The following is a 26,677-nucleotide window of genomic DNA, read 5'->3' as shown; positions in this document are numbered from 1 at the left end:
GCGAGCAGGCGTTACCAGCTGCCGGCAAGCGGATTGCCAGACAGGGAAACGGTTCTTGCCTTGCCGTCACGATCGCTGAGTGAGAGCGAAGCCGGCATCTGTCGTGGCGACTTGCGGAACCAGCCGGCGGCAACGGATGCAAGGTCGCCGATTGCGCCATGTTTGTGCCATTCGGCGAAACGGCGAGACATTGCCTCGGCTTCCACCTGATAGAAAAAATCGCCGGACTGGTTGAGCGCGTTGATGCCGGATGCCATCTCGGCGAGCGGCCGCTGGAACATTTTGGACGCCACCGCCAGTTCGGGCACGGTCTGCGGAAAGGCCGGCGCCATGAAATCGATCGCCCAGCCATCGGCCTCCACCCAGCAATGAAAATTCTCGCCGGCACCGGTCACATATCCGTCTTCGCGATGGTCTGCGAACAGCAGCATCGCGCCGCCGAGATTATAGGCCGCCAGCCCGCCCTTCGGCTTCGCCTTTATCTTGAAATGGTGCTCCAGAATGAAGGCGCCAAAGGTGGAGAAATACATGGCGGCCGTTGCCGGATCGGCATTGTTGGCGGTGAGCAGGCTATGGATCACCTTGTAAATCCGATGGTAGTCGCTCTGCTTGATCAACATGGGCCTTCATCCGCAAAATTCTGTTCTGGCGCGGTGACTATGCGAGAGCGGGCGAGATGTAAACGCCGACACAGGAAATCCCTCGCGCAAATCGACCATGCCGGGCACAGGCACAACCGGGAGGAAATATCTTGCGGCACCGCAGCATCAGTTGCTCATCGGATAGATGGCATTGCATCGATTTCGCCCCTGCCAGCCTTGCGAGCTGTCCGAGAACGTGATTACCACGAGGGCGCCCGGGCATAACCCGGCATCCAGCCTTTTGCGGAATACCGGTTGTCTCTGTGCCGCCGGATCCGGTCCGCGCCATTCACGGAGCATGTTTTGACCGAGAGAAATCCAGCAGGCCGCGCCTTCGAGGCAAAGCGACCCGCCACATGGCCCGTTCCGCTGCGCTGGATCGCCCTGCTTCTCGTCTCCGCCGTCATCGTTTTTCTTCTGGAATTGATGCATCTGCCCGCCGCACTGCTGCTGGGGCCGATGGCGACGGCCGTGCTGATGGCGACGATGGGCGGTGGCGTGCGTATCGGCAGCCGCGCGTTCACCTCCGCACAGGGCATTATCGGCATGATGATCGCCAGCAACATGCCACTGTCGCTGTTCAGCGAACTGAAGTCCGACTGGCCGATCTTTATCGTCGGCGTGTTCTCCACCGTGGCCGCGGCAGCATTTCTCGGCTGGTTGATGGCGCGCACAAAACTCTTTCCGGGCACGACAGCCATCTGGGGCTCCTCGCCCGGTGCCGCCTCCGCCATGACGCTGATGTCAGCCGGTTATGGTGCAGACATGCGCCTCGTTGCCTTCATGCAATATGTTCGCGTCGTCTGTGTCGTGCTGGCCGCCACCATCGTCGCCCGCTTCATGGGCGTCACCATCGTCGATGAACAGGCAACCGTCTGGTTTCCGCCGGTGGATTGGCTGGCCTTCGCCGCAACCATCGCTGCAGCACTTGTCGCGTCCTGGGTCGGCATGCGCTTGAAAGTTCCGGGTGGTCCGCTGCTTCTGCCGCTAGCCGCCGGCATGGTGCTGAAATTTTCCGGCGTTATGCCGATCGTGCTGCCGCCATGGGTTCTGGCCATCAGCTTTGCCGCCATCGGCTGGGGCATCGGCATGCGCTTCACCCGCGAAGTGGTGGCCCACGCCGCCCGCGCCCTGCCCCGCGTGCTGCTCTCGGTGTTTTCGCTCATCGCAATCTGCGGCTGCTTCGCCGCCGGCCTCGTCCATTTCGCCGGCATTGATCCGCTGTCCGCCTATCTTGCCACCAGCCCCGGTGGCGCCGACAGCGTCGCCATCATTGCCGCCTCCACCAATGTCGATGTGCCCTTCGTGATGGCCATGCAAGTAACGCGCTTCATCTTCGTCGTCATCACCGGTCCGGCAACCGCACGCCTGCTTTCGCGTAGCTCACAAATACACAAATAATCTGATATATACTCTCATTCAGTAATTTATTAGATAAATCGAATTTAACGGGACAGCGGAATCCACCCATGATATTTTGGGCAGCGACCTGATTTGCGAGCGCATGGCGCCGGGAGGCTTTGGCTATGGACGCTGTTTTCAGAGTGGATTTCGAGTTGAGATGGAACATGCCGGTTTATGTCCTGCATGACGACGGCTCGGAGCAGCCGATTTTCGGGCCACACGACGCTCTTCGTTACCTGCGCGAATGCCCGACGACAGGACCGAAGGAAAATTACGAACTGGCGATGGACGCCTGCGAACGCTGCATGAACCGAGAAATTGACCGGGCCCTGGCGCGTGCGCTGTTCGTGGTGGCCTATACGAATTTGGCGATGATGCGGATGTGATCCGACAGGCTTAACCCGCCCGCTCCGGCGAATAGCCTGCCTCGCGGATCGCTTCTTCCGCCGTCGCTGCATCGCCCTCCACAGTCACCGTGTGGGTGGAGAGATCGATGCTGACGGCGGCATCCGGAAGCACGTCGGCGAGTGCACCGCGCACGGTCTTTTCGCAATGGCCGCAGGTCATGTCGGAAACGGTGAAAATGGCTGTCATGTCAAAACTCCTTATACGTTATGGGTATGGGCTTGGCTGTCGCCCGCCAGATCATCGAGGATCGGGCAATCCGGGCGATGATCGCCGCCGCAACAATGCGAAAGATGTTTCAGCGTCTTCACCATGCCCTGCATTTCGGCAATGCGGCGCTCGAGGTCATTGATATGGCTCGTCGCGACATCCTTGACGGCGGCGCTGGTGCGGCTTTTGTCCTGCCACAGTTTCAGCAGCGTTTCGGTCTCTTCCAGCGAAAAGCCCAGCGAGCGGGCGCGCTTGATGAACCGCAGCACATGCACCTGATCGGCGCCGTAAACCCGGTAATTGTTGCCGGTGCGCGCGGGCGGCGCGATCAGGCCGATCTCCTCGTAATAACGGATCATTTTTGCGGAAACGCCGGAAGCCTCGGCGGCCTGTCCGATATTCATGTCGCCTCTCCGATTGTCACGGTTTTCAGCCTCAGTGCATTGGCAAGAACAAAGGTGCTCGACAGCGCCATCGCCGCCGCCCCGATCATCGGCGAAAGTGTCAGGCCGAAAGCCGGGTAGAAGACGCCGGCGGCCAGCGGGATCAGCGCCACGTTGTAACCGAACGCCCAGAACAGGTTCTGACGGATGTTCTTTATCGTCGCACGGCTGATGGCAATGGCAGAGACGATGCCGGTCAGCTCGCCGCCGACCAGCACCACGTCGGCACTTTCGATCGCTACATCCGTGCCGGTGCCGATGGCGATGCCGATATCGGCCTCAGCCAGCGCCGGTGCATCGTTGATGCCATCGCCGACAAAGGCGAGTTTCCTGCCGTCACCGCGCAGGTCATGAATGGCGGCGACCTTGCCCTCCGGCAGCACTTCCGCAACGACCTTGGTAATGCCGACCTGTGCGGCAATCGCCTTCGCGGTCAACGCATTGTCACCGGTCACCATCGCGACTTCGATGCCCTGCGCCTGCAATGCCTTGATGGCGACCGCACTCGACGCTTTCAGAGGATCGGCGACGGCGATGATCGCTGCAAGACTGCCGTCGACGGCAGCGTAAAGCGGCGTTTTACCCTCATTGCCGAGACGGGCCGCACTATCGGCAAAAGGCGTGACCGAAAGCCCGAGCTTTTCCATGAATCGATCGGCCCCGACGGCAACCATGTGGCCATTCACCTGAGCGGAAATCCCGTAGCCGGTGGTGGATTCGAATTTTTGCGCCTCCGCCACGCCCAGCCCCCTCGCCTCAGCGGCCTTGACGATCGCCTCGGCAATCGGGTGTTCGGAACGGCTTTCCACCGCCGCCACCAGCGCCAGCACGTCATCGCCGGCAAAACCATCGGCAACCAACAGGTCCGTCAGTTCCGGCCGGCCCTTGGTGACGGTGCCGGTCTTGTCGACCACGACGAGATCGATGCCGGAGAGCGTCTGCAATGCTTCGCCTTTGCGAAACAGCACGCCGAGTTCGGCCGCACGCCCGCCACCCACCACGATCGACACCGGCACCGCCAGCCCCATGGCGCAGGGGCAGGCAATGATGAGCACGGCCACGGCGCTGATCAGCGCATGGGTGAGAACCGGCTGCGGCCCGATCAGCAACCACGCCACAAAAGTCAGCACGGCGAGCACCATAACGGCCGGCACGAACCACGCGGTGACGCGATCCACCAGCGCCTGGATCGGCAGTTTTGCCCCTTGCGCCTGCTCCACCAGCCGGATGATGCCGGACAGAACGGTATCGCGGCCGACTTTTTCGGCGCGGAAACGGAAGGATCCGGTGCGGTTCACCGTGCCGCCGGTCACGGTTGCGCCTGCGGTTTTCTCCACCGGCAGCGGCTCGCCTGAAATCATCGATTCATCGACATTCGACTGACCATCGATGACGGTGCCATCGACAGGCAAGCGTTCACCGGGGCGGATGACGAGAATATCGCCGACCACGACATCCGCCGTGGGGATATCCAGAACCTGCCCACCGCGCTCGACACGCGCGGTCTTCGCCTGCAGGCCGGCCAGTTTGCGGATCGCCTCACCGGTGCGCCCCGTCGCCCGCGCTTCCAGCAGACGGCCGAACAGGATGAGCGTGACGATGACGGTCGCCGCTTCGTAATAGACGTGCTGCGCATCATGGGGCAGCAGATCCGCCGCGAAGGTCGTCACCAGAGAATAACCATAGGCCGCCAGCACGCCGACCGCGACCAGCGAATTCATCTCCGGGTGGCCACGCAGCAGCGCCGGCAGACCGAGCCGCAGGAAGCGCAAACCGGGCCAGAAAATCACCGCCGTCGCCAGCGCGAAATAGAGATAATAAAGGGTCTGCGTGTCGATCACCTCCATCAGCCAGTGATGGAAGGGCTCATAGGCATGGCCGGTCATTTCCAGAACGAACAACGGCAGGGTGAGGACAAAGGCGATGACGAGATCGCGCTTCAGGACGGCTTCCTCGCCTTCATGCATGTGGGCATGGTCATGATCGACGGCGCCTGATGTTTTCCCGCCCCCCGAAACCTCGACATGGCCATCGTGATCAACATGATCGCTGACGGAAGCCGGAATCTCCGGCACGATCCGACCTGAATCGCGCAATGCCTGCAGCATCGCACCCGCCGGGATGTCATAACCCAGCTTGTGGATCGCCTTTTCAAGCGTCAGCGGATCGAACCCCTCACCCGTTTCCACCGTGAGTTTTCGGGTGGCGAAATTGACGATGCTTTTTTCCACCCCCGCCACCTTTGCCGCACCCGTTTCCACACGGCGGACACAGGAAGCGCAGGTCATCCCTTCCACCGGTATGGTCAGCGGCTCGATGGGCATAACGGGTTTGGTGAGCAGTTCGATGGGTGTGTTCATGGCGAAGCGGGATCCTTTCGCAGCACCATGTAGGCCTTCCCATCATGGGAAGGTCAAGGGCGTGGGTGTAGGATTATTTGCTCCGATTGTCGAACCTTGCAGCGTATCCCGGATACGGGTAAACTTTTCACAGAGGAAAAGGCAATGGCAATTCACGACAGGATCAAGCGATATCGTGTAAGCGGCGGCGCGGCAGACCTCGTCCGGGTGGAAGTCCTTGTGCCATCGCACAAACGGCAGGACATTCTGGACAACGCCGCTACCTTGCGCGCGGGACACCGGCAGAAAAAACAACGACTGCAGGAACTGATGGACCGGGCACTGCAACTCTACAGCCTGCGTATTCTCGACAATATCGACCTCGATCGATTGCCAGACATCCACGATCGATCAAGGGTTATCGCAAATGCATTGATGGAACGTGGGGATGCACGTGCCTTTGCCATCGGTCGTCGTCTGCTTGCGGAGATGGAAAGCTGATATGGCCCCCACATCGCTTCAAAAGGCCATCATGGAGATCCTCGCGCAGAACCGCTCGGCATCCAGCTACCTGGCAGGCGGCGTGGTTCTCAATCGGGATTGGCCACGACAATCCGATGACATCGATATTTTTCAAGATACGGACGAGGAAATCGGTTCCGTGGCCACAAGAGATATCGACAACCTGCGACGACACGGCTTCGACGTATCGATCGATGTCTTCATATATGGCTGCGTTGAAGCCTCAGTCGGACGCGATGGTGAAGCGACCCTGATACAATGGATGAGCGAAGCGCGGCAGCGCTTCATGCCGCTGGTTGACGATCCGGGATGTGGCATCCGCCTGCATCAGGCCGATCTTGCCGTCAACAAAGTGCTGGCTGCCTCCACACGCCGCAAGGCACGTGATTATGTCGATCTCCTTTTGATCGAGGAGAATTTCTGCCTGCTCGGCCCCATCATCATGGCCGCAGCGGGCAAACCACCGCATTTTTCGCCTGTGCGGATCATCGACGAAATACGCCACAAAGGGCTGTCCATCGCTTCCGAGGACTACCAGTCGGTAAAAGGGCTTCCAACCGATTATGATCCGGCATCCATTCGTGAAAAGCTTGAGCGCGCCTTACAGAATGCGCAAGCCTATATCCGCATAGCCCCAATCGATCTTGTCGGATTGTTGGCGGTCGATGCCGATGGCAGGCCGATCGAGGTCCATGCAGACACAGCTGCGCCTTACGAAATCAGACGCGCCTCGATCCAGACAGAGATCATGCCGGCATTTGCCGATCAACCCGGCCCTTGGCAGGTACCATCTGACGGATAGTCCTCAAAATCCGCCCGGTCCGCTACCCGGCGCATTCAGCCCGGACAGCAGCAACACCAGTTCGGCCTGCCGCGTCGTGCCGGTCTTGTGCATGATGCGTTTCAGGTGCGAGCGCGCGGTTTCCACCGAAACGCCGAGCGAGGCTGCCACCATTTCCGGCGTATGGGCCATGGCGATGCCGCGGGCGACGCGGGCTTCGGCGGGTGTCAGGTCGAACAGGCCGCAGAGCACGCGCATGTCCGGCGGCCCCACCTGCCCGACTTCGGTGACGGCCAGAACCGCCATGGCGCGGGAAAAGATGTCGCGGGCGGCACGACGGATGGGCAGGAGATGCAGGATCAACGGCGGCACACCGTCATCGCCCAGCATCGGTACCGATTGCACCGTCGGTTCCGCCTGAGCGCGGTAACGGGCAATCGCCTCGTCGAGCAGAACGCGTGCACCCACACTTTCCAGCACCAGCCGGTTTCCCGCGGCCGTGCGGATGCGCGGCGACAGCGCCTCCAGTTCCGGGTTCATCGCCAGCGCCTGACCGGCATCGCCGATCACCACGGCCGGCAATCCGATCATCGACAGCGTCTCGGTCATCGAGCGCGCTTCCCTGAAGGCGAGGCGAGACGCCATATAGGCGGCGCGGGAAATATCCGGCTTCAGCAGGTTGAGATGCTGCAACTGCTCCGGCGAAAAATGATCAAGCCCGAAGGCGCGCATCAGGGTGATGACGACAATATGGCCGGTCGGTTCCTGAAACGCATATCCCGCCTCCCATTCCATGCCGTGCGGATGGATGAAATCGCGGTTGATCGCGTCATTGGCATATTCTTCGGGCGACAGAATGTCCGTGGTGCGGGCAAACGAGAACGGATACCGCTCCATCGCCCGGATAGGCCGCAGATTGTTGAAGCGATGTTCGCTCTCGATGAAACCGGCAAAGGCATCGGCGATATTGGGCGTCGTCACATAACGGTGCTTGCCGATCGTATCGACGGTGAAGATCGATGCCGTCGATGATCCGACCGTATCCGCAAGCGCGGTACAGGCATCGCCCCACAGTTCGGGGATCATCGCCGCCTCGTAAAGACGGTCAGCCAATGTGCTTTCAGCGTTCATCACCCACCCACGATACGCTATCGGACCCAACTTGGCCTTTCGGTTGTATCGCTGCAGACCTTATCAGTACATCAGCAAAATGGCGTAGACATCCGTATGTTCCGACGGGGCAACCGGCGCACTGTCAATTTTCAGGCCTTTTCACCGACATGCATCGGCCAGTCGACGAGATAATCCTCGAAATCATCTACATCGACATCCTTCTCGCTGACGGTGCGATCCTTGGCCGAGATGCCGGCGATATGCACCGTTTCGGGATCGCCCGAGATCAGCGGATGCCACCATTTGAGGTCCTCGCCGTCGCGCACGAGGCGATAACCGCAGGTCGGCGGCAGCCAGCCAATGTCGCGCACCTCTTGCGGCGTCAGCTGAATACAGTCCGGCACAGTCGCCTGCCGGTTGGGATAGTCCGAACAGCGACAGGTCGAACCGTCGAGCAGGCGACAGGCAACCGAGGTGAAGGCCACCGCGCCGGTTTCCCAGTCCTCCAGCTTGTTGAGACAACAGAGACCGCAACCGTCGCAGAGGCTTTCCCACTCGGCGGGCGAAAACTCTTCCAGCTGTTTCGTCTTCCAGAATTGTTCGACCATGATTTGTTTTATTTTCGCAACGCGGATCGCAAATAATTATCCCGAAAGCGAGACCAGCGGCGCGTCATATCTCGCCGGTCAACCTTTTATAAGCTAATGCTTCCTAAGGGAGATGCTGGCAGCTTTTGATCCTTCTGCAAGGAAGCGTCAAGGCTCGGTTGAAAATGAGACGTGGGAGCGCCGGCGTGCACAACGAAAATGGCTCCGAAGAGAGCCGCAAGACGGCACCGGGTAACGGACCTGAAAAGGCTCGTCCGCAGCGCAAACGTCATTTTTTCCTGAAACTCGACAGCTGGATCGATTCAACCGTCTGGAATCTCGGCTTCAAGCTGGCCGAGACATGGGAGGAGATCACCATCTTCTTCCGCCGTTTTCGCGTGCGCGGCTGGAAACGTCTCGGTTTCGAACTGGCCGGCGAAGCGATGACCTTTGGCACCGCCGGCGCGGTCGTGCTTCTGACGCTTGCCCTGCCCGCCTTCGAGGAAACCAAGGAAGACTGGCGCAACCGCGGCGATTTCGCCGTCACCTTCCTCGATCGCTACGGCAACGTGGTCGGCCATCGCGGCATCATCCATGAGGATTCAGTGCCCGTCGACGAATTGCCGGATCACCTGATCAAGGCGGTGCTGGCCACCGAAGACCGGCGTTTCTTCGACCATTACGGCATCGATTTCATCGGCCTTGGCCGCGCCATGAGCGAAAATGCCAAGGCGGGCGGTGTCGTGCAGGGTGGCTCGACGCTGACGCAGCAGCTGGCAAAAAACCTGTTTCTGACCAACGAACGCTCGATCGAACGCAAGATCAAGGAAGCGTTTCTGTCGGTCTGGCTGGAAGTGAACCTGTCGAAGAAGGAAATCCTGTCGCTCTATCTCGACCGCGCCTATATGGGCGGCGGCACATTCGGAGCAGCGGCTGCATCGCAATTCTATTTCGGCAAGAACATCACCGAGGTCAATCTGGCCGAAAGCGCCATGCTGGCCGGCCTGTTCAAGGCGCCGGCCAAATATGCACCGCATGTCAACCTGCCGGCCGCCCGCGCGCGCGCCGCAGAAGTGCTGACCAATCTCGTGCAGAGCGGCATGATGAGCGAAGGCCAGGTCGTGGCCGCGCGCCGCAACCCGGCAACCGCCATCGACCGAGCGGAAGTGACCGCCCCCGATTATTTCCTCGACTGGGCGTTTGACGAAGTGCAGCGGCTCGCGGCAACGGGAAAAATCCATCAGCGCTCCGTCGTGGTGCGCACCACCGTCGACACCGGCCTGCAGCAGGCAGCGGAAGCGGCAATGGAATCCGGCCTTCGCGAATTCGGCGAGAGCTACCGCGTCAAGCAGGGCGCGCTTGTGATGATCGAAAACGGCGGCGCCGTGCGCGCCATGGTCGGCGGTCGTGATTACGGCGAAAGCCAGTTCAACCGCGCCACCAAGGCGCTGCGCCAGCCCGGCTCGTCGTTCAAGCTCTACACCTATACCGCCGCCATGGAGCGCGGTTTTACGCCGGAAACGATGATTTCCGACGCACCGATCACCTGGCGTGGCTGGTCGCCACAGAACTATGCGCGATCCTACAAAGGCAGGGTCAGCCTGCTGACGGCAATGGCACAGTCGCTCAACACCGTGCCGGTTCGCCTTGCCAAGGATGAACTCGGCACCGACCTGATCGCCGACACCGCTATCAAGATGGGCGTGGAAACACCGCTGCGCCGCGACAAGACCATTCCGCTCGGCACCTCGGAAGTGACCGTCATGGATCAGGCAACCGCCTATGCGGTGACGCCGGCCGGTGGCATGCAGTCACGCCGCCATGGCGTCGAGCAGGTGATCAATTACGAAGGCGAAGTTCTCTACGACTTCAACCGTGACGAACCGGCGGCGAAACGCGTGGTGTCCGAACAGGCGACCTCGTCGATGAACCGTATCCTCACGCAAATCCCGGTAATCGGCACGGCAAGGCGCGCGGCCCTTGATGGCGGCGTCGTCACCGGCGGCAAGACCGGCACCTCGCAGAGCTATCGCGACGCCTGGTTCATCGGCTTCACCGGCAATTACACGACCGCCGTCTGGTTCGGAAATGACGACTTCACCTCGATGAACAACATGACCGGCGGTGCGCTTCCGGCCATGACCTTCAAGAAATTGATGGATTACGCCCATCAGGGCATCGAGTTGCGTCCCATCCCCGGCATCGAGAACCCGCTGCCGCATGGCAACCACGCCACCGGCCCGAGCATCGCCGATGCCAGCCACAAGGGCGGCGAACCGATCGCGCCGGCACTGGTGCGTCCGCGCACACTGTCGGCTGAAACGGCACGCGTGCTGCGCGGCATTGCGGAAGGCTTGAAGGGCGCCGGCCCGATTGTCGCCGGCGCTGCTCCCGGCACTGTCTCCGACACCGCCCCTGCCCGCCCTCAGACGGCAAAAGTGACGCCGATCCGGCTGGATGTGAAACCATAAGATCGCAGTCGTCGTCCACGAGCCGACGCTTCAGGCCGCGGACAGCAATTCCGCGGCCCCTATTTCCATCAGGCGTACCGCATCCTCTCGACGCTTTCGACAATGATAACCCGCGCAAGCACGCCATAAACGACAGACAGCAACGCCGCCCGCAGTGGCGATGGCCATACCATCTCATCCGTTGCGTAGGAGGATGACAGCAAGGAAACGACCAAGTTGACCAGCGTTGTGATGATGACCATGCCGATAAGCAGGACCGAACGGTTCTGCGACAGGACACACCGGAATGTCACCGGATCCGGTGCTCCCCCGAGCACCGCATGCGCCTGCCGGCTCATCGAAAGCAGGATGGCAACAACAAAGAAAAGCAATCCGAGAAGATTATCGATTCCATCCGCAGTCGGATTCCAGTCGACCACCTGCGAAAGAATATTGCCCGTGCCGGCGAGCACTGCAAGCAACGCCGAATAGCAAGCTCCAAATATTACAAATACTCTGATTTTCATACCACACCCCTTTGGCGCAGGAGGTATCAGGAGACCTATAACGGGCTTATAAGTCGAGATATAAAAATCTATACATTTTCGAAATACACACAATACTGCCGCGCAACACCCAAGGAAACACCATATGCCCCTGCTGCTGATCCCCGGTTTCATGCTCGATGCCGATCTCTGGCGCGACGTCGAACCGGCGCTGGCGCAATGGGGACCCGTCGTCCACGCCGTGGCGACCGAGGGCGATACACTCGCGGAAATGGCCGGCCACATTCTCCGGGACGCGCCACAGACATTCACCCTGATCGGCTTTTCGATGGGCGGCTATATCGCCCGCGAGATTTTCCGGCAGGCACCGGAACGGGTGGAAGCCCTTATCCTGATCGCCACTTCGGCACGCGGCGATAGCGAGGTGCAGGCCAAGCGCAAGCAGGCACTTTTCAGCCAGCCGGACGGCGTCACCTTTCGCGGCTTGAGCACCGCCGCCGTCGCCTCCTCGCTTCATCCCGACAATACCGGCCGCAGCGATCTCATCAGCCGCATCCAGGAAATGGGCCAGCGCCTCGGCGGACCAGTGTTCCGGCGGCAATCGCTGCTCGAACGTCGCGACGAGCGTCAAGAGCTGCAGATGATCACCTGCCCGACGCTGGTCATCTCGGGTGATGAGGACCGGCTGCGATCACGCGAGGAAGCGCTTGAACTGCATGAGGGAGTTTCCGGCTCGGCTTTTGCGGTGATCGAAGGGACCGGTCACATGATACCGCTGGAAGAACCGGAAAGGCTGGCAGAGGTCGTGAATGGGTGGCTGGGGGAGCGGCAGCGAAAATAGCCCAGGCGGCGGTTTCATCCGTCCGTACCAAGGCCCTGTTGAGTTTCTTCCGCCAGCATCCTCTGCAGATATTCCAGGCGAAACTGGATGCTCGGCTTCGGGTCGCCAGAGAGCTCTTTGAGACATCTGACAATCAACGGCTGGAAACCCGGATCCCGGCGATGCCGGATCACTGCATCAAGGGCTTCCTTGCGAACCGCATTGGCACGGTCACCGAGGGCACACGCGACGACCGAACTCACATCATAGCCGCCGACAGACCGTTCGCCCATGTCGGGGACCATCCGGAACATGCCGGCAGACTTGTCCACCCATTGCCGCGACCACGTCCCCAACGGAAAACGCACGTAAGCGGCACTCAGATAGTTCACGGCAATGGCCCTGATATGCGGTTGGCTTGCATGCACGGCAAGAAAGGGCAAAAGCGGATCGACATGCCGGCTCTGGCAAACGATCCCGAAAACACCGCCCGCTTTGCTGCGTTTTTCCGATACCAGGCGGTTCACCAATGCCTCAACAAGATCGCGACGCTCCATAACTGCTTCGCGAAAATCGTTTGTACCGGCCCAACGAAGCCAGTGCCTCGAATTGATCAGCAAGACCCACACAGCCGGAAGCAAAACCTCTATGGACGTCTTGTCAAAACAGCGCGCGAATGTCTGCCTGGCGGCGGCCCGGACCTCTGGTGACCAGTCATTGAGGCGCGACACAAGCCCGTAAAAGACCACAGGCAGGGTAATCGCACCATCCAGCACCTTGAGCGCCACCTCGCGGACACGCCCGTCGCCGTGAAAGATGAACGCATTGGCCAGTTCGGGACGCCTGGCCAGCGACACAGATCCGGCCTCACGACGATCACCATGATGTCGGCTGCCATCCATCCAGTGGAACAGATGAAAACCATTGCGGATTTCTCTTTCGATTGATGCAAACTGCAAAGGATCGTCCTGCGCTCGCAGAAAGACAATCAGACGATCATCGTCAGCATCCTGGAGCGCCTGCGTATCGCTCGGCGCCTTGCCACGCAATGTGACAAGCCGCTTCAGGAAATCGTACCAGTGCATGAAAATTCCTTGTGCGGCGAAACATGGCGGGCACAGACTTGATAGCCCCGGATCACTGGTTTGGCAAAAGCATCTGCCGCGAGAAAGCAGGATCATTCGGGCATAAGGGCGCATGGCAGCACCCTCCCCGGTTCCTTCCAGCCAGAATCAATGCTAATCCTCGGCCACCGTCCGCGAGGTCCAGAATAAAACGTGCTGCGTGTTCCCCTTCTCATTGCCATTTCGCTTGCCATCGCCTTCGGCGGCGGCATCTGGTCGACGCTGGTGGCGCTTGAGGCCACGATCGGGTTCGGTGCGATCAAGCTCGGCGCCTGGGAGGCTTTTCCACGCGCGCAGACTGCCGATGCCGATCCTTATGCAAAATCGCACCGCGCCAATGCCGGCAAGCTGCTTTACGGCACCGCCGAAGGTCTGACGTTTACCGCAGCTGTCGATGAAACCGGCGCCCGCCTTGATGGCAATTGCACCTATCGGATGACCGGACATACGCCACCGGCGCGGCTGTGGACGCTGTTCACCAACGATGCCAACGGGCGGCCGCCCTCCGAAAGTGCCGAACTGCCGGCAGCGCTCAATTCCCGCACGGTGCTGCGCGGTGCCAATGGTGATTTTTCCGTCGATATCTCCGCATCCGCCCAGCCCGGAAACTGGTTGTCCGTTGCGCCGCATCAGCCTTTCCGGCTGGTCCTGACGCTGTTCGACACCCCGACCGCCGGCAGTTCCGGCCTGATCGACCTGTCCATGCCGAAAGTGCAGAAAATCGGGTGCGGCAATGCTTAAAATCCTGCTTGCCATCGTCGTCGGCCTTGTCGGCGCGGCGCTGCTGCATCTCGTCATCGTGCTGTCGCTGCCGTATTTCAGCGATCGTGACGCCTATAGCCGTGTGATTTCGGAGGGTGAGCCGTTCACCTTCCATATTCTCGAACAGAAACCCGATGATGCCGGTCTGGCGCAGGAGGATCCGTTCCTCGAAACCGCCGTCTGTTCCTTCGATACGGAAGAGCGTCCGGTGCGGTTCAGCGCGGGTTCGGGCGTGCCGTTCTGGTCGCTGGCGGTTTATGATCCGGCATCGAACGAGACGTTTTCGATCAACGACCGAACATCGTCCGGCGGCAAGCTGGATGTGATCGTCGCCACGCCGCTGCAAGCCACGGCCCTGCGCAAGGCGATGCCCGAGGGACTGAACCAGTCCATCCTTATCGAGACCCCGTTGACGCAAGGGTATGCGGTGTTGCGGGCCATGGCACCACAACCGAGCTACCGGCCCATGGCCGCAGCTTTTCTGTCCTCTGCCGGCTGCCTGCCGGCGGAATGGCGTTAAGCGCCCGCGACGGAACTCCGTCGTTTTTTTCTCAGTTCTGCTCGGCCCGAACCGGCGCCAGATCCATGGAGCGATGATCGTTCACTTCGCGCCGCTCATAGCGAACGCCGGTGTAGATCAACACCTTTGCCGGTGCGGTATGCGGCGATCTTGCCGGAACTCTGCCGGGATGCTGTTCACGCCATGCTTTCAGGACAATTACATTGGCCATTACACGTCTCCATTGGGGTTTCGAGACGGATGAAGGACGGACCGATTTCACCCTGCCCTTTTCAGGGGCCGGCGCATCCTCGTTTCCGGGGCATCTGCGCCTTTCTCGTCAGCATGTCCGGTTCTTCCTGAACGGGACTTAGCGACATTCCATCCTGACCTGAAACCGGAAGTTGCCGAATTTTCGGATTTTCCGTTTCAAGAAGCCTCCGCAACTCAAGGGTGCCTGCGATGAAATCGCCAACAACCCTTATATTTCGGGGCATGCACGTCAGTCTCGGCCTGGATGATTAACAATTCGCTAATGCTAATAAGCCACTTTATCCCTATTAAAAGTTGTGCCAGGCTTGCGCTAACGCAAGGCCCGCGAAGAAAACGCATGAGTGCCGCTTCGGTTCGGCTGACGAGAACAAAAATTCGGGAAAGCTGCAGAGAACCATTTGCCTGGTGACACAAACGACATTCCGTCCCGAAACCGGCCAGTCTTCACCGCTCATTAACCGTGATCTGCCTAAGCTTCTGCCTCATGGTGAGACAGGTGTTTGCGGCAGGGCCATGGCCCGCGGTCAAGCGATGTCTAAAGCCAGTCCTCCCGCCACGGGGCGCAAAACCCGGCGGTTTCGGTGTCAAAGTATTGCGTTGTTGGATTTATCCGTGGACCGGTTTCGGGAACTTGAAAGGCCGCAGGCCATGCGTAGGAAGGATGTGGTTCTCATGGCCACCGTGACGAGCTTCGAAGGGCTCGAGCGCCCGTCCAGGTCAGAGCTGCGCCAATTTGCCGAACTGTTCGAACCGCTGTTTGCCAATTCCAGCGAAGAGGCACGCCGCCAGGCAGTCGCCGCGCTGTCGCAGTCGGCCAACGTCCCCGCTGCCGTCGCCTTTTTTATCGCCAGCCAGCCGATCACGATCTCCGCTCCATTCATCGCCACGTCGAAATGTCTGGATGACCAGACCTTGATCACCATCGCCCGTACACAGGGTGCCGCCCATGTTCGCGCCATCGTGCGCCGCGAAAACCTTTCACCGACCGTGATCGATGCACTTGTCGGTTTGCGCCACGCACTCGACGACAGCAAGAGCGCAGCCGAAAAGCCAAAGGCGCCGGAAGCGCAGCGATCGCTGCTCGATGCCGCGCCTTCCGGCGATGACGAAGCCCTGCGCGAGCGTTTGCGCGCCATGGCAGCCCATGTGGTGCGGCCGGAAAGCGACCGGCTTGGCCTGCGCACGCTCACGGCCATGCAGGAAGCACTGCTGGTGCGGTTTGCCCGCAATCGCGAAGCCGAACTTTTTGCGGCCACGCTCGCCGACGCGCTGTCCGCCAGCCGCTGGCTTGCGGAGCGCATCATGCTCGACATTTCCGGACGACAGCTGGGAACCACGTTGAAAGCCATGGGCATGCCGCGCAACGAAGCCCTGCTGATCCTCGAGCGTCTTTACCGCCACCTCGATGAGCTGGAAGGCGACGTGCCGCAGTCAGAGGGGCTGTGGGACGGGCTGGATGCCGATGAATGCGGCCGCCGGGTGGAAGCCTGGGGCCGCGCCGATCGTTACACCTATGAGGATCGTAAGCTCGCTCAGGCGGCACCGGCCGAAGCCGCACCGACAACCGCACGCGCCAGCGGCGGTCGTCGCTAAGCTTCGTCGGGTTTCACGATCTCGAAGAGATCACCGATCTCGTCCAGCTCCAGTTCCACCACCCAGAGATCCGAGTCAAACCGGCTTTCGCGCCCCACAACCGCATCGACGGCGGACGGTTCAGCACGCGCCAACCGCGCCTCGAAGCGACGCATGCCATCGTCATCGCGGGCAAAGGTCTGAGGGGCCGGGCCATAGACGCTTTCCAGCCCATCGCGAAACCGCTGGCGGATGAAAATGGCACCCGCCGCCTCTGCACCCTTTTGCACGACGGCCGCAAATCCACCGGCAGAAAAGCCGCGACGGATCAGGGCGGAAACGAAAATGTCGGAACGGATACGCATCCGGCCTTCTTAACGCATTGCCTGCGCAAGCGGAACCCATTGAGGCAAAACGCGAAATGGAGCCGCCGTCCGCGGCATTTCATCAATTGTCAATATTACGTCCGGCATAGTCAGCCTGTTGCTACCATTCCGGCAGGCAGCAACGGCATGCAAGCATCCGAAAATGCCGGCACACGGGTCTGCAATGGCACAGTTCAAATACCAGAATTTTCTGCGCGAAAGTAACGTTCCGGCTTTCGACCGCGACTGGCAGCCCGGCCAGATCGTGGCCAATGGCGGCATCTATCGCTGCAAGACCTGCGGTGACGAAACCGCCGTTGGCAAGGGCGGCGCTCTGCCGGCAAATCATCATCGACACGATCTTCTCGGTGCCGTCGTCTGGCAGATGATCGTGTTTGCCCAGCAGCGCCCCTGATCGGCGCTCGGTGTAGAGCAAAAAGGCGCGCCTAAAGCGCGCCGATGGATTTCAGCTTCTTCAGAACGATCTCGTTCGGCTCACCGGTTTCCGGCAGCCGGTAATGGCGCTCGAAATGGCGGATTGCCGCCTTTGTCTGCGAGCCCGCCACACCATCCACCGACACATCCGTATAGGCGATATTGGCAAGACCGCGCTGGATCTGCTGCACCATATCCGGCGACGGAAGACCTGTGCCAGTGATCGGCGCGCGGTTATCGGCGGTGCGGATCGCGGCATTTTCAGGACGTGCGGAAGCGGGCGTCACTTTGGCCGGAATGGCGGCGGGCGTTTTGGAGCCGCCCTCGGCGGCGCGAATGGCAGCAGCGACAGGATCCTCGCCCTTGAGGTTTTCCGTCGGGCGCGGTTTGGGGACCGGGCGGCTCGCAAGCTGCGGCGCCACGGGTTCGCTCGGAGACGGCACCGCGTGCTGCGGCTGCGTTTCTGCAATCGGCGGCGTCGCCTGCGGTTCTGCCCGCAAAGCAGTGAGGATTTCAGCAGTCGGCGCACCGCTCTGCGGCAGACCGGCCGTCTGTTCGAAAAACAGGATTGCCGCTTCCGTGCGCGTTCCGATCACGCCATCGGCTGCACCATCATAGAGGCCCCGGCGCGTCAGTTCGCGCTGGATGTCGGCAACGAGCGGGTTCGGCTGTGCGGTTGCGCCAGGTGCTGTCGGCGTTGCCGTGACCAGCTTGCTGTCATCGGCACGCTCGATACGAAACGTGGTGACATCGGCAGGCGGCTGCGGCCGTGCAAGACGATAGCCCGGAATACCGTTCGGATCCTCGACGTCGCGGGTGCGCAGGAAAGGTGACGGATGGCCGCCGGGCTGGTACCAGAGCGCATTGGCGGAAACGAAGCCGAAAATGATGGCAAAGCAGGCGCCGCCACCGATCACGCGTGGATAACGCGCAGCAAAGCTGCCCACCATATAGATGGCCTGAATGAAGAGAGCCGGCTGCCTGCCTTTGGCCTTGGCCGAGCCCTTCTTGCGATCAGGCGATTTTCGCTTCGGCGCGTTCATCCGCAAAGTCCTGTGCCTGAATATCTGTCTGGTCGGTTTTTACCGAATTGATCTTGTCATGAGCAAGGAGACGCTGGTTTTCCACAGCCGAAGTCAGGCGCGGCGGAAATTCGAAGGCGATATCGGCGGCAGCTTCCGCATCGACGACACCGGTGCCATCAGCTGGCAGCACGATCGTCACAACGGTGCCGACGCCCGGATGGCTTGCCATCGCGAACTTGCCGCCATGCAGCGCCACAAGCCCCTTGACCAGAGACAGGCCAAGACCCGTGCCCTCGTGCGAGCGGACATAATGATCCTGCACCTGCACGAAAGGCTGGCCGATCTGGCCGAGCTTGTCGGCGGCGATGCCGATACCGGTATCGCTGACGGTGAGGACGAGATCGTTGCCGGCAAGGGTCGCATCGATGGAGACGACACCATTGGCATCGGTGAACTTGATGGCATTGCTGACCAGATTGATCAGCACCTGCTGCAATGCGCGACGATCGGCTGTGACTTCGCCAAGATCGCGCTGGATGCGGGTCGTCAGCGTCACGCCCTTTTCACGCGCCTGCAGGTCGAGCATGGCGCGGCAGGCCTCGACGGCATCGCCGATGAGGAAGGGTTCGGTCATCAGCTCGTAACGGCCGGCCTCGATCTTGCTCATGTCGAGCATGGTGTTGACCACCGAAAGCAAATGCGCACCCGACTGGCGGATCAGGCCGACATATTCGCGCTGGCGATCATTGGCGAGCTTGCCGAAATATTCGCCGGCCAGCACGTCGGAGAACCCGAGAATGGCGTTGAGCGGCGTGCGCAGCTCATGGCTGACGGCGGCCAGGAAACGCGACTTGGCTTCATGTGCCGAGCGCACTTCTTCGGCACCGAGCCGAATTTCCTCGCGCAGCTTCATCTCTTCGGAAATGTCACGCAGCTGCACGAAGACGGCAGCGAGGTCGCCGAGATCATTGCGCACAGCGCTCATGTCCAGTCGCGACGACATGAACTGGCGACCCGTTTCGGGATCGACCGGGCGTTCGATACGGGCGTCGACGATAGCGCTTTGCGCACCGAGCCTCAGCGCATCGAATGCCTGAACGACAGCGATGCGATCGGATACATGGACGATATCGGAGAGCGTCAGGCCGACCGGCTCGATCAGCATTGATGGCATGCGGCTGCGTTCGCGCCCACCGGCGCGCTGGATGCGACCGGAAGCATCCGCATAAAGCGCAAGACCGGGGCAGGCATCGAACATGATCCTGTCGATATCCATCACCGGCGCATCCATACGGTCGGCACGCGAACGCGGCAGGGCGATGACCGCCGTTGCCAGCGCCAGAAAGAAGGACAGGACGATTGCCACGCCAAGCGGCAGCGCCAGCGACGGCGCCATGACGGTGACGAGCAGAAGCGGCACGATGACAAAGGAAGGCAGTGCCGCAAAGGCAAGGCAACGCAATGCGACAACCTCGCCCGCACGGGCTCCATCCCCCTCGCCGAGATGCTGTAGCCAGCGAACCGCGGTATGGTCGACTGTCGCGACCACCCTCAAGCCGATGTTACTCAATACACGCACGCCCGGACCCAAAAATTCACGGTTTTCATGACACCGACAATAGGCGTCGGCGGCTTAAGGAAAGGATAAAAATGGCCTGCCTGCGCTATCCGGCGAGGCCCAAACATGACTTTCCGACGCTTTTTGAGGGTACTTTTCCCAACATGGTTAACGCGGCGTAAGCGACGGATTTGCCTGAATTTTCCGGTTCGCGTTAATAATTTGGGCAGCGCATTCGCCTGTTAACACTCGTGACTTTGGGCTCGCCCGCCATAAATATGCTTAACAGAGGTCGCTAAAGTTTGACGCAAACAAGCATCGAATGTGTGTCGAATACGCACAGGCATTTGAAAAGATAAAATTCGATACAAATTTTGCGAAAATTCGCGGCTCTGCCATAAGCCGGCATTCGGGGATGGCGCCTAAGGTGAGCGTCAGAACCGGGCAAGAACCGGCAGCCGACAACAGGGCGAAACGGGTAATAATATGTGGTTTTTGATCAAGGGTAGCGCTTATTTCGGTCTCGGCCTCGTTGCCCTGTCCTATTTCAGCGCCCATAGCGACGAGGCAAACGGCCCGCAGCCGTTCGAAATGGGCAGCGCCATTGCCGCCGCAACCGGCGCCTATGACTATGTATCCTCGCTGTGCATCGAAAAGCCGGATGTCTGCGTCAAGGGTGCCGAAACTTTCACGGCACTCGGTTACCGCGCCAAGGAAGGCGCACGCGTCGCTTACGAGCTGCTCGACAAGAGCCTTGCCGACGACGACACCAAGACCGCTGCAAACGATGCCATCATCGCGAACCCTACACCGCAGCCGATGCCGCAGAAAGTCGCCGCTGTCGGCGAAGCGCAGCCGGCCGACCAGATCTTTACCGGCACCGTCATCAACATCCCGGTACCGATGCGACGACCGCAACTCTGAAGAATTTTGCCGCACGATTCCGCGCGGCCTGATGACCGCGTCACGGCCTGCCTTGCCCGTGACACGAAAATACCGACTGCAACCCTGTTGACGCCGCAAGCTCCCTGTCTTGCGGCGTTTTTTTGTGCGTCGTTCAAATGGAAAATGTTTGATCAGGCAATGCACGAGTGATCTTCTGCGCATTACGCGGCAGGACAAAGCGTGAGTCCCGCCGTCTGCGAAGCCAATAACGCATGAGGAAACCCATGGCCGATCTGTCCGCATTTCCAATCACCCGAAAATGGCCCGCGCAGGATCCGAACATCCTGCAACTCTATTCGACACCGACGCCGAACGGCGTGAAAGTGTCGATCATGCTGGAAGAGACGGGCCTGCCCTACGAGCCGCATTTCATCAATATCGGCGCAGATGAAACCTGGGGACCGGAATATCTGGGGCTCAACCCGAACGGCAAGATCCCGGCAATCCTCGATCCCGATGGCCCGAACGGCGCGCCGCTCGCCCTGTTCGAATCGGGCGCCATCCTGATCTATCTCGCCGAAAAGACCGGCAAGCTTCTGCCCGTCGATCCGGCGAAGCGTTACGAGACCATCCAGTGGGTGATGTTCCAGATGGGCGGGCTCGGGCCGATGTTCGGCCAGCTCGGTTTCTTCCACAAATTCGCCGGCAAGGATTTTGAAGACAAACGCCCGCGTGACCGTTACGCCAAGGAAAGCGCCCGCCTGATCCGCGTGCTCGAAACCCGGCTGGAGGGCCGCGACTGGATCATGGGCGACGAATACACCATCGCCGACATTTCCATGCTCGGCTGGGTGCGCAACCTGATTGGCTTCTACGGTGCCGGTGAACTTGTGCAGTATGACGAACTGAAGACCGTGCCCAAATGGCTGGAACGCGGCCTTGCCCGGCCGGCAGTCGAGCGCGGTCTGGATATTCCCAAACGCCCCGCCTGACTTCAGGCAATGAACGCGCTATCTCCCTGATATAGACAAGGGAGATAGCCATGCCGATGCCAAACCTGCCGATCGAAGGGTCCTGCCGCTGTGGCGAGGTGCGCCTGAAGATCAGCGCGCCGCCGATGATTACCATGGCCTGCCATTGCCGCGGCTGCCAGAAGATGAGCGCCAGCGCCTTTTCCTGTTCGGCGGCCATCCCTTCCAGCGGCTTCGAGATCACGGCGGGCGAGCCGGTGATCGGCGGCGCCCATGGCGACGATACCCGCCACTATCATTGTCCGCGCTGCAAGAGCTGGCTTTTCACGAAGCCGGTCGGCATGGACTGGTTCGTCAACATTCGCCCGACCATGCTGGACGATGCCTCCTGGTTCGCACCTTATATCGAAACCTATACCTCGACGAAATTTCCATGGGCCGAGACCGGTGCCGTCCGCAGCTTTGCAGAATTTCCGCCGATGGATGCCTATGAGGCGCTGACGAAGGATTTTGCGCAGTGGGCACCTTAAAAAATGTTGTGCCGACTGTCGGCTTACCGCTTCCCACTGCGTCCTAAAGATATCCCGGCGAAACGGGAGGCCATGGCAAGGAGGATCAGGACATGGAAAACGCAATCGAACAAGGCACAGGCGAACAGCAGCCGGCACCCGTCAAGGGCGGCATCGTTGCCTATCTGCAGGTGGACGGCGCCATGAAGGCGGCCGAAGTCTATGGCAAGGCGCTCGGTGCCGAACTTGCCGGCGCGCATCCGCCGGATGAACAAGGCCGCACCATGCATGTGCATGTCTATATCAACGGCTCATCGCTGATGCTGAGCGATCCTTACCCGGACTATGGCTATGCGCTGGAAAAACCGCAGGCGTTTACGGTCATGCTGCCGGTTCAGGATATCGATTTCTGGTGGAAACGGGCCGTCGATGGCGGCTTTGCCGTCGTCACCGAATTGCAGGTGATGTTCTGGGGCGACCGTTACGGCCAGTTGCGTGACCCGTTCGGCGTGCTCTGGGCCATGAACGAGCCGGTCAAAAAGTGAAAGCCATGCGAGGGAGTGAAGCTGAGAGCTGCTCCCTCCCCGTCAGCCGGCTCCCTGAAGCACGAAACATTCCACCGCATATTGCTGCAGGGCGCTGCAGGCTGCCATTGCGCCCCGGCGATCACCAAAACCCACCAGCTGCGCACGGAACATCGCCGCGCCTGACGTGCTGGTGGCCTCGTTGATCAGAGGCGCAACGGCGCCAAAATGATCGGCGAGGATGGCCTGCGCACGGGTCAGAAGCCGCGATGCCGTGCTGCGGCTGCCGGCAGCGGCAATCTGCACCCGCCAGCCGTTCGGATCGGCAGAGGCAACGGCCGCCCCCGGCGTCGATGGTGCGATGGCCGCGATACCGTCCTGCGCGCTCGAGCGTGCATTCGCTTCCAGAGCCAGAGTCGGCACAGGCGCCGCGCGCGAAACACCCGGCAGGCTTGAGACCGATTTTCCGGCCAGTTTCGTCTGCGCCATAACCTCGGTGGTCGCAGGATCGCGGAACGGTTTTGGCACGTTTGCCGGAGCAGCCGCGACGACACCGGCGCCAGAACGCTTGGCATCCGCACCGGCCACCAGCGTTTCGCGGCCAAGCGCACGGTCAAGCAATGCTTCCATCTGCGCATCGCGGCTACGGGCGGTCTTGCCACCCATCACGACGCCGATGATGCGGCGGCCGTTCTCGTTGACCGCGCTGACGAGGTTGAAACCGGAGGCATCGACATAACCCGTCTTGACGCCATCCATGCCGGCGTAGCGATACATCAGGTTGTTATGTCCACGGATGGTGCGGCCGCGAAAATTGAAAGAGCGCTCGGAAAAGATGCGGTATTCCTGCGGATAGTCACGGATCAGCGCCGCCGCCAGCACGGCCATGTCGCGCGCTGTCGTCACCTGCGCCGCATCGGGCAGGCCCGAGGCATTGCGGAAAACGGTGCTGCGCATGCCGAGCGCCCGTGCCTTCAGCGTCATCATGCGGGCAAAGTTTTCTTCGCTGCCGCCGAGATGATCGCCGATCGCCTGGGCGGAATCGTTGGCGGAGCGGATGGCGGTGGCATAAACGGCTTCACGCACCGTGAGTGGCTTGCCGGCCCCGATCCCCAGTTTGTAAGGGATCTTTTCCGCTGCATTCGGGGTCATGATGATCTGCTGGTCCCAGGAGAGACGCCCCTGCCCGATCGCCTCGAAGGCGAGATAGAGCGTCATCATCTTGGTCAGCGATGCCGGGTGATTGAGGACATCGGCATTTTCCGCCGCAAACACTTCACCGGAATTGGCATCGACGATGAAATGCGCGTAACCGGCGCGCGCGGCATTGGCGGACATGCTGAGCGCCACGAAAAGCAGGCCGGCAACAATATGGAAAAGGCGGCTGCGGGCCACGGAAATCATGCGCATTATCGTCCCATCGATGCGTTCGGGCCGCGCATAATATGCACAACCGACCAGACCCAGCCCATGGCGGGAGACACTATCCTCTCGGCAATGGTGGATGCAATCACCTTTGCCATTTGTCCCCGCCTTAGCATTGCGTGTTTAACGACACGCCTATTGCGATGCCTCTATGGCCAACAAACGGCGGTATTGCGGCGACTTCACGGCTTCGTGAGGCTCCTTGAACAGCAGAAAGATAAGATTTTAACTAATGAGTAACCCGGCCCGCCTTTGATCGGGCCTCGCCGGCCGGTCTGTCCAGACCTTTATGCCAACACCAATCGTCAGGGACATCCGATGCTCGTCAAGTCCATTTCCGCTGCAGTTTCCATCACCCTTCTCGCCGCTGCCGCTGCGCAGGCACAGCCCGCCCGCGTCAAGCAGTTCGACGCATGGGGCGTCTATTCCTATGAGAGCGGCGGCCAGAAACATTGTTACGCACTCAGCGTACCCACCTCCTCGCAGCCCGCCTCCGTCAATCACGGCGACAATTTCTTCATCGTCGCGCCACAGAACGGCGGCGCCGTCATGCCGCAGGCGATCATGGGTTACGATCTGCGCTCGACCTCCGATGTCACCGTCAATATCGACGGCAACAGTTTTGACATGCAGCCCAAGGACAATGCTGCCTGGGTGCGCAACAAGGATCGCGAACCGGCCATGGTCACCGCCATGCGCGGCGGCAGCAGCATGAGCCTCAACGCCACATCGGCGCGCGGCACCAACACGCAATATTCCTATTCGCTCTCCGGCGTCACCGCCGCGCTTAACGAAGCCAACCGCTGCAATTGACGTGACGAACGCGCCGATGCGGCCGCGACACAAACACCCGACCGGAAAAAAACGCGGGAAAGGCCATGGCACACTTGCCGTGGCTTTTTCGGCTGTTCTGGTCGGCGTGGCGCTGGCGGCGGCTTTTATTGCTCCCGCAAGCGTCAGCGATCCCGTGGAGGCGGCTCCCGCATTTAATGCCGGCTGGAAGAAAGGCCGGGAAACCGGTTTTCCGGTGCCGCGATACGTGTCGCTGAAATTCGCCAATTCGCGCATGCGTGTCGGCCCCTCGACCGACTATGGCAGCCGCTGGGTCTACAAGGCGCAAGGCCTGCCGATGGAGATCACCGAGGAATTCGGCAACTGGCGGCAGGTGCGCGATTATGACGGCATAAGCGGCTGGATGTACGCCCCGCTTCTGTCCGGCCGCCGCACGGCAGTCATCGGGCCGTGGATCGAAACGACGGTGCCGCTCCATCGCTCAGCCTCCAGTCGGGCGACGATCCTTGCCGATCTGGAAGCCAAGGTGCGCATGTCAATCAACGAGTGCGATGGCCACTGGTGCGAGGTGTCATTGATCGGGCACAATCTCAAGGGCTATGTCGAACAGGCCTCGCTCTGGGGCGTTTATCCGGGCGAGACGATCAAGTAGTCGGCCCGAACAGCCGCGACTGACCGCTTGCTTCAATACGCCGCAGCCATCTGTCGACAAGGCGATGAAATTCGGCCGGCATTGAGCCTATAGGGACAGGCATTCCTTGACGATTCGCAAGGATACCCATCCTCATGCCATTGCCTGTCGAGCTTTCCGATGATCGTCCGTCCCCGCCCTTCCCTTTTCAAACTGTTCTTCATTGTCAAAGGCTCGATCATCATGCGGATCCTGCCGCAGATGCTGTTCGTCTTTGCCGTCTCAACCATCGTTGTCGCCGGTCATCGTGATCTGCCATGGCTGGTGCCCGGTTCGCTTGGCGCACCGTTCGCGCTGTTCGGCATCGCCATTTCCGTCTTTCTCGGCTTTCGCAACAATGCCTGTTACGACCGCTGGTGGGAGGCGCGCAAATGCTGGGGCCAGCTGATCTATGCGGCCCGAGGGCTCGCCCGGCAGTCGGTCATGCTGGCGGAACTGCATGGCGAGCGCGGCGAGACGGCACGCCGCTCGCTGATCGACCTGACGATCGCGCTGCCGCATGTTCTGGTCGGTTATCTGCGCCCGGATGGGCAGCAGACCGTGACGCCGGTTCTGCCGGAAGACATCCGCACCGCCATCATCGCCTCTAAAATGCCGGCGGAAGTGGTGCTGAACCAGATTTCACGGCAACTGGCCATCCTGCGCCGCGACGACATGCTGACCGATATGCAGCTGAAAATGCTGGATGAAAACGTTCAGCAGATGGGCATCGCGGTCGCCAATTGCGAGCGTATCCGCTTCACGCCGCTGCCCTTCGGTTACACGTTGCTGCTGCACCGCACGGCGCATCTTTTCTGTTTTCTGCTGCCCTTCGGTTTTTCAGACCTGCTGGGCTGGGGCATGCCGTTTGTGACGGTGCTGATCGCCTACACATTCTTCGGCCTCGACGCTCTGGGTGACGAGCTGGAGGAACCGTTCGGGCTTGGACCGAACGACCTGCCGATCACGACGCTTGCCGCCGTCATCGAACACAATCTGCGCGAGGCCCTGGGCGAAACCGACCTGCCGCCTTTGCCGCAGCCGGTCGATTACGTTCTCACCTGAAA

30 protein-coding genes are annotated in these 26,677 nt (G+C 60.6%); 17 read left to right on the top strand and 13 right to left on the bottom strand.

Annotation, left to right across the window (positions count from 1 at the left end):
• Positions 1-11: 11 nt before the first annotated feature.
• Positions 12-620: a DUF2026 family protein gene (locus EDF70_RS03505; protein WP_132271931.1), complete on the bottom strand. Its 609-nt coding sequence runs from the start codon at positions 618-620 to the stop codon at positions 12-14.
• A 324-nt stretch (positions 621-944) separates the two neighbouring features.
• On the opposite strand from EDF70_RS03505, the gene EDF70_RS03500 reads away from it, so the two are divergent.
• On the top strand, positions 945-2,042 hold the full coding sequence (locus EDF70_RS03500) for an AbrB family transcriptional regulator (RefSeq protein WP_207908213.1): 1,098 nt from the start codon (positions 945-947) through the stop codon (positions 2,040-2,042).
• A 125-nt stretch (positions 2,043-2,167) separates the two neighbouring features.
• Positions 2,168-2,431 (top strand): DUF982 domain-containing protein, encoded by a 264-nt coding sequence (locus tag EDF70_RS03495; RefSeq protein WP_132271930.1) that lies wholly within the window; start codon positions 2,168-2,170, stop codon positions 2,429-2,431.
• 10 nt (positions 2,432-2,441) lie between these two features.
• Here EDF70_RS03495 and EDF70_RS03490 read toward each other — a convergent pair whose 3' ends face one another.
• Genes EDF70_RS03490 through EDF70_RS03480 form a run of 3 tightly spaced genes read right to left on the bottom strand, consistent with a single transcriptional unit; the run spans position 2,442 to position 5,463 of the window.
• Positions 2,442-2,639, bottom strand: coding sequence for a heavy-metal-associated domain-containing protein (locus tag EDF70_RS03490; protein WP_132271929.1), 198 nt, complete (start codon positions 2,637-2,639; stop codon positions 2,442-2,444).
• Positions 2,640-2,650: 11 nt separating this feature from the next.
• On the bottom strand, positions 2,651-3,064 hold the full coding sequence (gene cueR / locus EDF70_RS03485) for a Cu(I)-responsive transcriptional regulator (RefSeq protein WP_132271928.1): 414 nt from the start codon (positions 3,062-3,064) through the stop codon (positions 2,651-2,653).
• Complete coding sequence (locus EDF70_RS03480) at positions 3,061-5,463, bottom strand: heavy metal translocating P-type ATPase (protein ID WP_245519031.1); 2,403 nt, start codon at positions 5,461-5,463, stop codon at positions 3,061-3,063. Before EDF70_RS03480 ends, cueR begins: the two co-directional genes overlap by 4 nt.
• A 144-nt stretch (positions 5,464-5,607) precedes the next feature.
• On the opposite strand from EDF70_RS03480, the gene EDF70_RS03475 reads away from it, so the two are divergent.
• Together EDF70_RS03475 and EDF70_RS03470 are read left to right on the top strand one after the other, a co-directional pair.
• A complete protein-coding gene (locus tag EDF70_RS03475; protein ID WP_132271927.1) occupies positions 5,608-5,943 on the top strand; it encodes a hypothetical protein in 336 nt (111 codons plus the stop codon).
• A 1-nt stretch (position 5,944) separates the two neighbouring features.
• Entirely contained in the window at positions 5,945-6,766 is an 822-nt protein-coding gene (locus tag EDF70_RS03470) for a nucleotidyl transferase AbiEii/AbiGii toxin family protein (RefSeq protein WP_132271926.1), read from the top strand.
• Between the two features lie 3 nt (positions 6,767-6,769).
• On the opposite strand, the gene EDF70_RS03465 is transcribed toward EDF70_RS03470, so the two are convergent.
• Both EDF70_RS03465 and EDF70_RS03460 read right to left on the bottom strand, forming a co-directional pair.
• A complete protein-coding gene (locus EDF70_RS03465) occupies positions 6,770-7,876 on the bottom strand; it encodes a LuxR C-terminal-related transcriptional regulator (protein ID WP_132271925.1) in 1,107 nt (368 codons plus the stop codon).
• 131 nt (positions 7,877-8,007) lie between these two features.
• A complete protein-coding gene (locus EDF70_RS03460) occupies positions 8,008-8,466 on the bottom strand; it encodes a YcgN family cysteine cluster protein (RefSeq protein ID WP_132271924.1) in 459 nt (152 codons plus the stop codon).
• 278 nt (positions 8,467-8,744) lie between these two features.
• Between EDF70_RS03460 and EDF70_RS03455 the strand changes: the two genes are divergently transcribed.
• Positions 8,745-10,916 carry a PBP1A family penicillin-binding protein gene (locus EDF70_RS03455; protein WP_245519070.1) on the top strand — a complete coding sequence of 724 codons (2,172 nt, stop codon included), beginning with the start codon at positions 8,745-8,747 and terminating at the stop codon, positions 10,914-10,916.
• Positions 10,917-10,984: 68 nt separating this feature from the next.
• On the opposite strand, the gene EDF70_RS03450 is transcribed toward EDF70_RS03455, so the two are convergent.
• Positions 10,985-11,422, bottom strand: a complete 438-nt coding sequence (locus tag EDF70_RS03450) for a hypothetical protein (RefSeq protein ID WP_132271922.1) — start codon at positions 11,420-11,422, stop codon at positions 10,985-10,987.
• Positions 11,423-11,546: 124 nt separating this feature from the next.
• Here EDF70_RS03450 and EDF70_RS03445 point away from each other — a divergent pair, with 124 nt between their 5' ends.
• Positions 11,547-12,242, top strand: a complete 696-nt coding sequence (locus EDF70_RS03445) for an alpha/beta hydrolase (RefSeq protein WP_132271921.1) — start codon at positions 11,547-11,549, stop codon at positions 12,240-12,242.
• Between the two features lie 14 nt (positions 12,243-12,256).
• Here EDF70_RS03445 and EDF70_RS03440 read toward each other — a convergent pair whose 3' ends face one another.
• Entirely contained in the window at positions 12,257-13,420 is a 1,164-nt protein-coding gene (locus EDF70_RS03440) for a hypothetical protein (protein ID WP_132271919.1), read from the bottom strand.
• Positions 13,421-13,498: 78 nt separating this feature from the next.
• On the opposite strand from EDF70_RS03440, the gene EDF70_RS03435 reads away from it, so the two are divergent.
• On the top strand, positions 13,499-14,086 hold the full coding sequence (locus tag EDF70_RS03435; RefSeq protein WP_132271917.1) for a DUF1214 domain-containing protein: 588 nt from the start codon (positions 13,499-13,501) through the stop codon (positions 14,084-14,086).
• Positions 14,079-14,627, top strand: a complete 549-nt coding sequence (locus tag EDF70_RS03430; RefSeq protein ID WP_132271915.1) for a DUF1254 domain-containing protein — start codon at positions 14,079-14,081, stop codon at positions 14,625-14,627. Before EDF70_RS03435 ends, EDF70_RS03430 begins: the two co-directional genes overlap by 8 nt.
• Before the next feature lie 31 nt (positions 14,628-14,658).
• On the opposite strand, the gene EDF70_RS03425 is transcribed toward EDF70_RS03430, so the two are convergent.
• On the bottom strand, positions 14,659-14,838 hold the full coding sequence (locus EDF70_RS03425; RefSeq protein ID WP_132271913.1) for a hypothetical protein: 180 nt from the start codon (positions 14,836-14,838) through the stop codon (positions 14,659-14,661).
• 713 nt (positions 14,839-15,551) lie between these two features.
• Here EDF70_RS03425 and EDF70_RS03420 point away from each other — a divergent pair.
• Positions 15,552-16,472, top strand: a complete 921-nt coding sequence (locus EDF70_RS03420; protein WP_245519030.1) for a DUF2336 domain-containing protein — start codon at positions 15,552-15,554, stop codon at positions 16,470-16,472.
• Here EDF70_RS03420 and EDF70_RS03415 read toward each other — a convergent pair.
• Positions 16,469-16,816 (bottom strand): DUF1491 family protein, encoded by a 348-nt coding sequence (locus EDF70_RS03415; RefSeq protein ID WP_132271909.1) that lies wholly within the window; start codon positions 16,814-16,816, stop codon positions 16,469-16,471. The genes EDF70_RS03420 and EDF70_RS03415 overlap by 4 nt on opposite strands.
• A gap of 184 nt (positions 16,817-17,000) precedes the next feature.
• Here EDF70_RS03415 and EDF70_RS03410 point away from each other — a divergent pair, with 184 nt between their 5' ends.
• Entirely contained in the window at positions 17,001-17,231 is a 231-nt protein-coding gene (locus EDF70_RS03410; RefSeq protein WP_132271907.1) for a hypothetical protein, read from the top strand.
• A 31-nt stretch (positions 17,232-17,262) separates the two neighbouring features.
• Here EDF70_RS03410 and EDF70_RS03405 read toward each other — a convergent pair whose 3' ends face one another.
• Together EDF70_RS03405 and EDF70_RS03400 are read right to left on the bottom strand one after the other, a co-directional pair.
• On the bottom strand, positions 17,263-18,294 hold the full coding sequence (locus EDF70_RS03405) for a peptidoglycan-binding domain-containing protein (protein WP_132271905.1): 1,032 nt from the start codon (positions 18,292-18,294) through the stop codon (positions 17,263-17,265).
• Entirely contained in the window at positions 18,266-19,855 is a 1,590-nt protein-coding gene (locus EDF70_RS03400) for a HAMP domain-containing sensor histidine kinase (protein WP_132271903.1), read from the bottom strand. The genes EDF70_RS03405 and EDF70_RS03400 overlap by 29 nt, the downstream gene beginning before the upstream one ends.
• 465 nt (positions 19,856-20,320) lie before the next feature.
• Here EDF70_RS03400 and EDF70_RS03395 point away from each other — a divergent pair, with 465 nt between their 5' ends.
• The 4 genes from EDF70_RS03395 (at position 20,321) to EDF70_RS03380 (ending at position 22,744) form a co-directional block, all read left to right on the top strand.
• A complete protein-coding gene (locus EDF70_RS03395; protein WP_132271901.1) occupies positions 20,321-20,758 on the top strand; it encodes a DUF5330 domain-containing protein in 438 nt (145 codons plus the stop codon).
• A gap of 245 nt (positions 20,759-21,003) precedes the next feature.
• Complete coding sequence (locus EDF70_RS03390) at positions 21,004-21,711, top strand: glutathione S-transferase N-terminal domain-containing protein (protein WP_132271899.1); 708 nt, start codon at positions 21,004-21,006, stop codon at positions 21,709-21,711.
• Positions 21,712-21,761: 50 nt separating this feature from the next.
• A complete protein-coding gene (locus tag EDF70_RS03385; RefSeq protein ID WP_132271897.1) occupies positions 21,762-22,220 on the top strand; it encodes a GFA family protein in 459 nt (152 codons plus the stop codon).
• Between the two features lie 92 nt (positions 22,221-22,312).
• Positions 22,313-22,744: a VOC family protein gene (locus EDF70_RS03380; protein ID WP_132271895.1), complete on the top strand. Its 432-nt coding sequence runs from the start codon at positions 22,313-22,315 to the stop codon at positions 22,742-22,744.
• Between the two features lie 42 nt (positions 22,745-22,786).
• Here the strand turns inward: EDF70_RS03380 and EDF70_RS03375 are convergent, their stop codons facing one another.
• A complete protein-coding gene (locus tag EDF70_RS03375) occupies positions 22,787-24,133 on the bottom strand; it encodes a D-alanyl-D-alanine carboxypeptidase family protein (protein WP_348639706.1) in 1,347 nt (448 codons plus the stop codon).
• 333 nt (positions 24,134-24,466) lie between these two features.
• On the opposite strand from EDF70_RS03375, the gene EDF70_RS03370 reads away from it, so the two are divergent.
• The 3 genes from EDF70_RS03370 to EDF70_RS03360 all read left to right on the top strand — a co-directional run bounded on the left by EDF70_RS03370 (position 24,467) and on the right by EDF70_RS03360 (position 26,675).
• A complete protein-coding gene (locus EDF70_RS03370) occupies positions 24,467-24,961 on the top strand; it encodes an invasion associated locus B family protein (RefSeq protein ID WP_132271893.1) in 495 nt (164 codons plus the stop codon).
• A 79-nt stretch (positions 24,962-25,040) separates the two neighbouring features.
• Positions 25,041-25,592, top strand: a complete 552-nt coding sequence (locus EDF70_RS03365; protein ID WP_245519029.1) for an SH3 domain-containing protein — start codon at positions 25,041-25,043, stop codon at positions 25,590-25,592.
• 159 nt (positions 25,593-25,751) lie between these two features.
• A complete protein-coding gene (locus EDF70_RS03360) occupies positions 25,752-26,675 on the top strand; it encodes a bestrophin family protein (protein ID WP_132271889.1) in 924 nt (307 codons plus the stop codon).
• Positions 26,676-26,677: the final 2 nt, after the last annotated feature.

Origin of the sequence: Neorhizobium sp. JUb45, from assembly GCF_004343585.1 — a bacterium.
Lineage (GTDB): Bacteria > Pseudomonadota > Alphaproteobacteria > Rhizobiales > Rhizobiaceae > Neorhizobium.
The sequence above is the reverse complement of the archived record's forward strand: the minus strand, read 5'-3'. Positions and strand labels throughout refer to the sequence as shown.

Coding starts and splice junctions, on each gene's coding strand:
- EDF70_RS03505 (WP_132271931.1), bottom strand. CDS start 620: ATGTTGATCAAGCAGAGCGACTACCATCGGATTTACAAGGTGATCCAT.
- EDF70_RS03495 (WP_132271930.1), top strand. CDS start 2,168: ATGGACGCTGTTTTCAGAGTGGATTTCGAGTTGAGATGGAACATGCCG.
- EDF70_RS03490 (WP_132271929.1), bottom strand. CDS start 2,639: ATGACAGCCATTTTCACCGTTTCCGACATGACCTGCGGCCATTGCGAA.
- cueR (WP_132271928.1), bottom strand. CDS start 3,064: ATGAATATCGGACAGGCCGCCGAGGCTTCCGGCGTTTCCGCAAAAATG.
- EDF70_RS03480 (WP_245519031.1), bottom strand. CDS start 5,463: ATGAACACACCCATCGAACTGCTCACCAAACCCGTTATGCCCATCGAG.
- EDF70_RS03475 (WP_132271927.1), top strand. CDS start 5,608: ATGGCAATTCACGACAGGATCAAGCGATATCGTGTAAGCGGCGGCGCG.
- EDF70_RS03470 (WP_132271926.1), top strand. CDS start 5,945: ATGGCCCCCACATCGCTTCAAAAGGCCATCATGGAGATCCTCGCGCAG.
- EDF70_RS03465 (WP_132271925.1), bottom strand. CDS start 7,876: ATGAACGCTGAAAGCACATTGGCTGACCGTCTTTACGAGGCGGCGATG.
- EDF70_RS03460 (WP_132271924.1), bottom strand. CDS start 8,466: ATGGTCGAACAATTCTGGAAGACGAAACAGCTGGAAGAGTTTTCGCCC.
- EDF70_RS03450 (WP_132271922.1), bottom strand. CDS start 11,422: ATGAAAATCAGAGTATTTGTAATATTTGGAGCTTGCTATTCGGCGTTG.
- EDF70_RS03445 (WP_132271921.1), top strand. CDS start 11,547: ATGCCCCTGCTGCTGATCCCCGGTTTCATGCTCGATGCCGATCTCTGG.
- EDF70_RS03440 (WP_132271919.1), bottom strand. CDS start 13,420: ATGCGCCCTTATGCCCGAATGATCCTGCTTTCTCGCGGCAGATGCTTT.
- EDF70_RS03430 (WP_132271915.1), top strand. CDS start 14,079: ATGCTTAAAATCCTGCTTGCCATCGTCGTCGGCCTTGTCGGCGCGGCG.
- EDF70_RS03425 (WP_132271913.1), bottom strand. CDS start 14,838: ATGGCCAATGTAATTGTCCTGAAAGCATGGCGTGAACAGCATCCCGGC.
- EDF70_RS03420 (WP_245519030.1), top strand. CDS start 15,552: ATGGCCACCGTGACGAGCTTCGAAGGGCTCGAGCGCCCGTCCAGGTCA.
- EDF70_RS03415 (WP_132271909.1), bottom strand. CDS start 16,816: ATGCGTATCCGTTCCGACATTTTCGTTTCCGCCCTGATCCGTCGCGGC.
- EDF70_RS03410 (WP_132271907.1), top strand. CDS start 17,001: ATGGCACAGTTCAAATACCAGAATTTTCTGCGCGAAAGTAACGTTCCG.
- EDF70_RS03405 (WP_132271905.1), bottom strand. CDS start 18,294: ATGAACGCGCCGAAGCGAAAATCGCCTGATCGCAAGAAGGGCTCGGCC.
- EDF70_RS03395 (WP_132271901.1), top strand. CDS start 20,321: ATGTGGTTTTTGATCAAGGGTAGCGCTTATTTCGGTCTCGGCCTCGTT.
- EDF70_RS03390 (WP_132271899.1), top strand. CDS start 21,004: ATGGCCGATCTGTCCGCATTTCCAATCACCCGAAAATGGCCCGCGCAG.
- EDF70_RS03385 (WP_132271897.1), top strand. CDS start 21,762: ATGCCGATGCCAAACCTGCCGATCGAAGGGTCCTGCCGCTGTGGCGAG.
- EDF70_RS03380 (WP_132271895.1), top strand. CDS start 22,313: ATGGAAAACGCAATCGAACAAGGCACAGGCGAACAGCAGCCGGCACCC.
- EDF70_RS03375 (WP_348639706.1), bottom strand. CDS start 24,133: ATGCGCATGATTTCCGTGGCCCGCAGCCGCCTTTTCCATATTGTTGCC.
- EDF70_RS03370 (WP_132271893.1), top strand. CDS start 24,467: ATGCTCGTCAAGTCCATTTCCGCTGCAGTTTCCATCACCCTTCTCGCC.
- EDF70_RS03360 (WP_132271889.1), top strand. CDS start 25,752: ATGATCGTCCGTCCCCGCCCTTCCCTTTTCAAACTGTTCTTCATTGTC.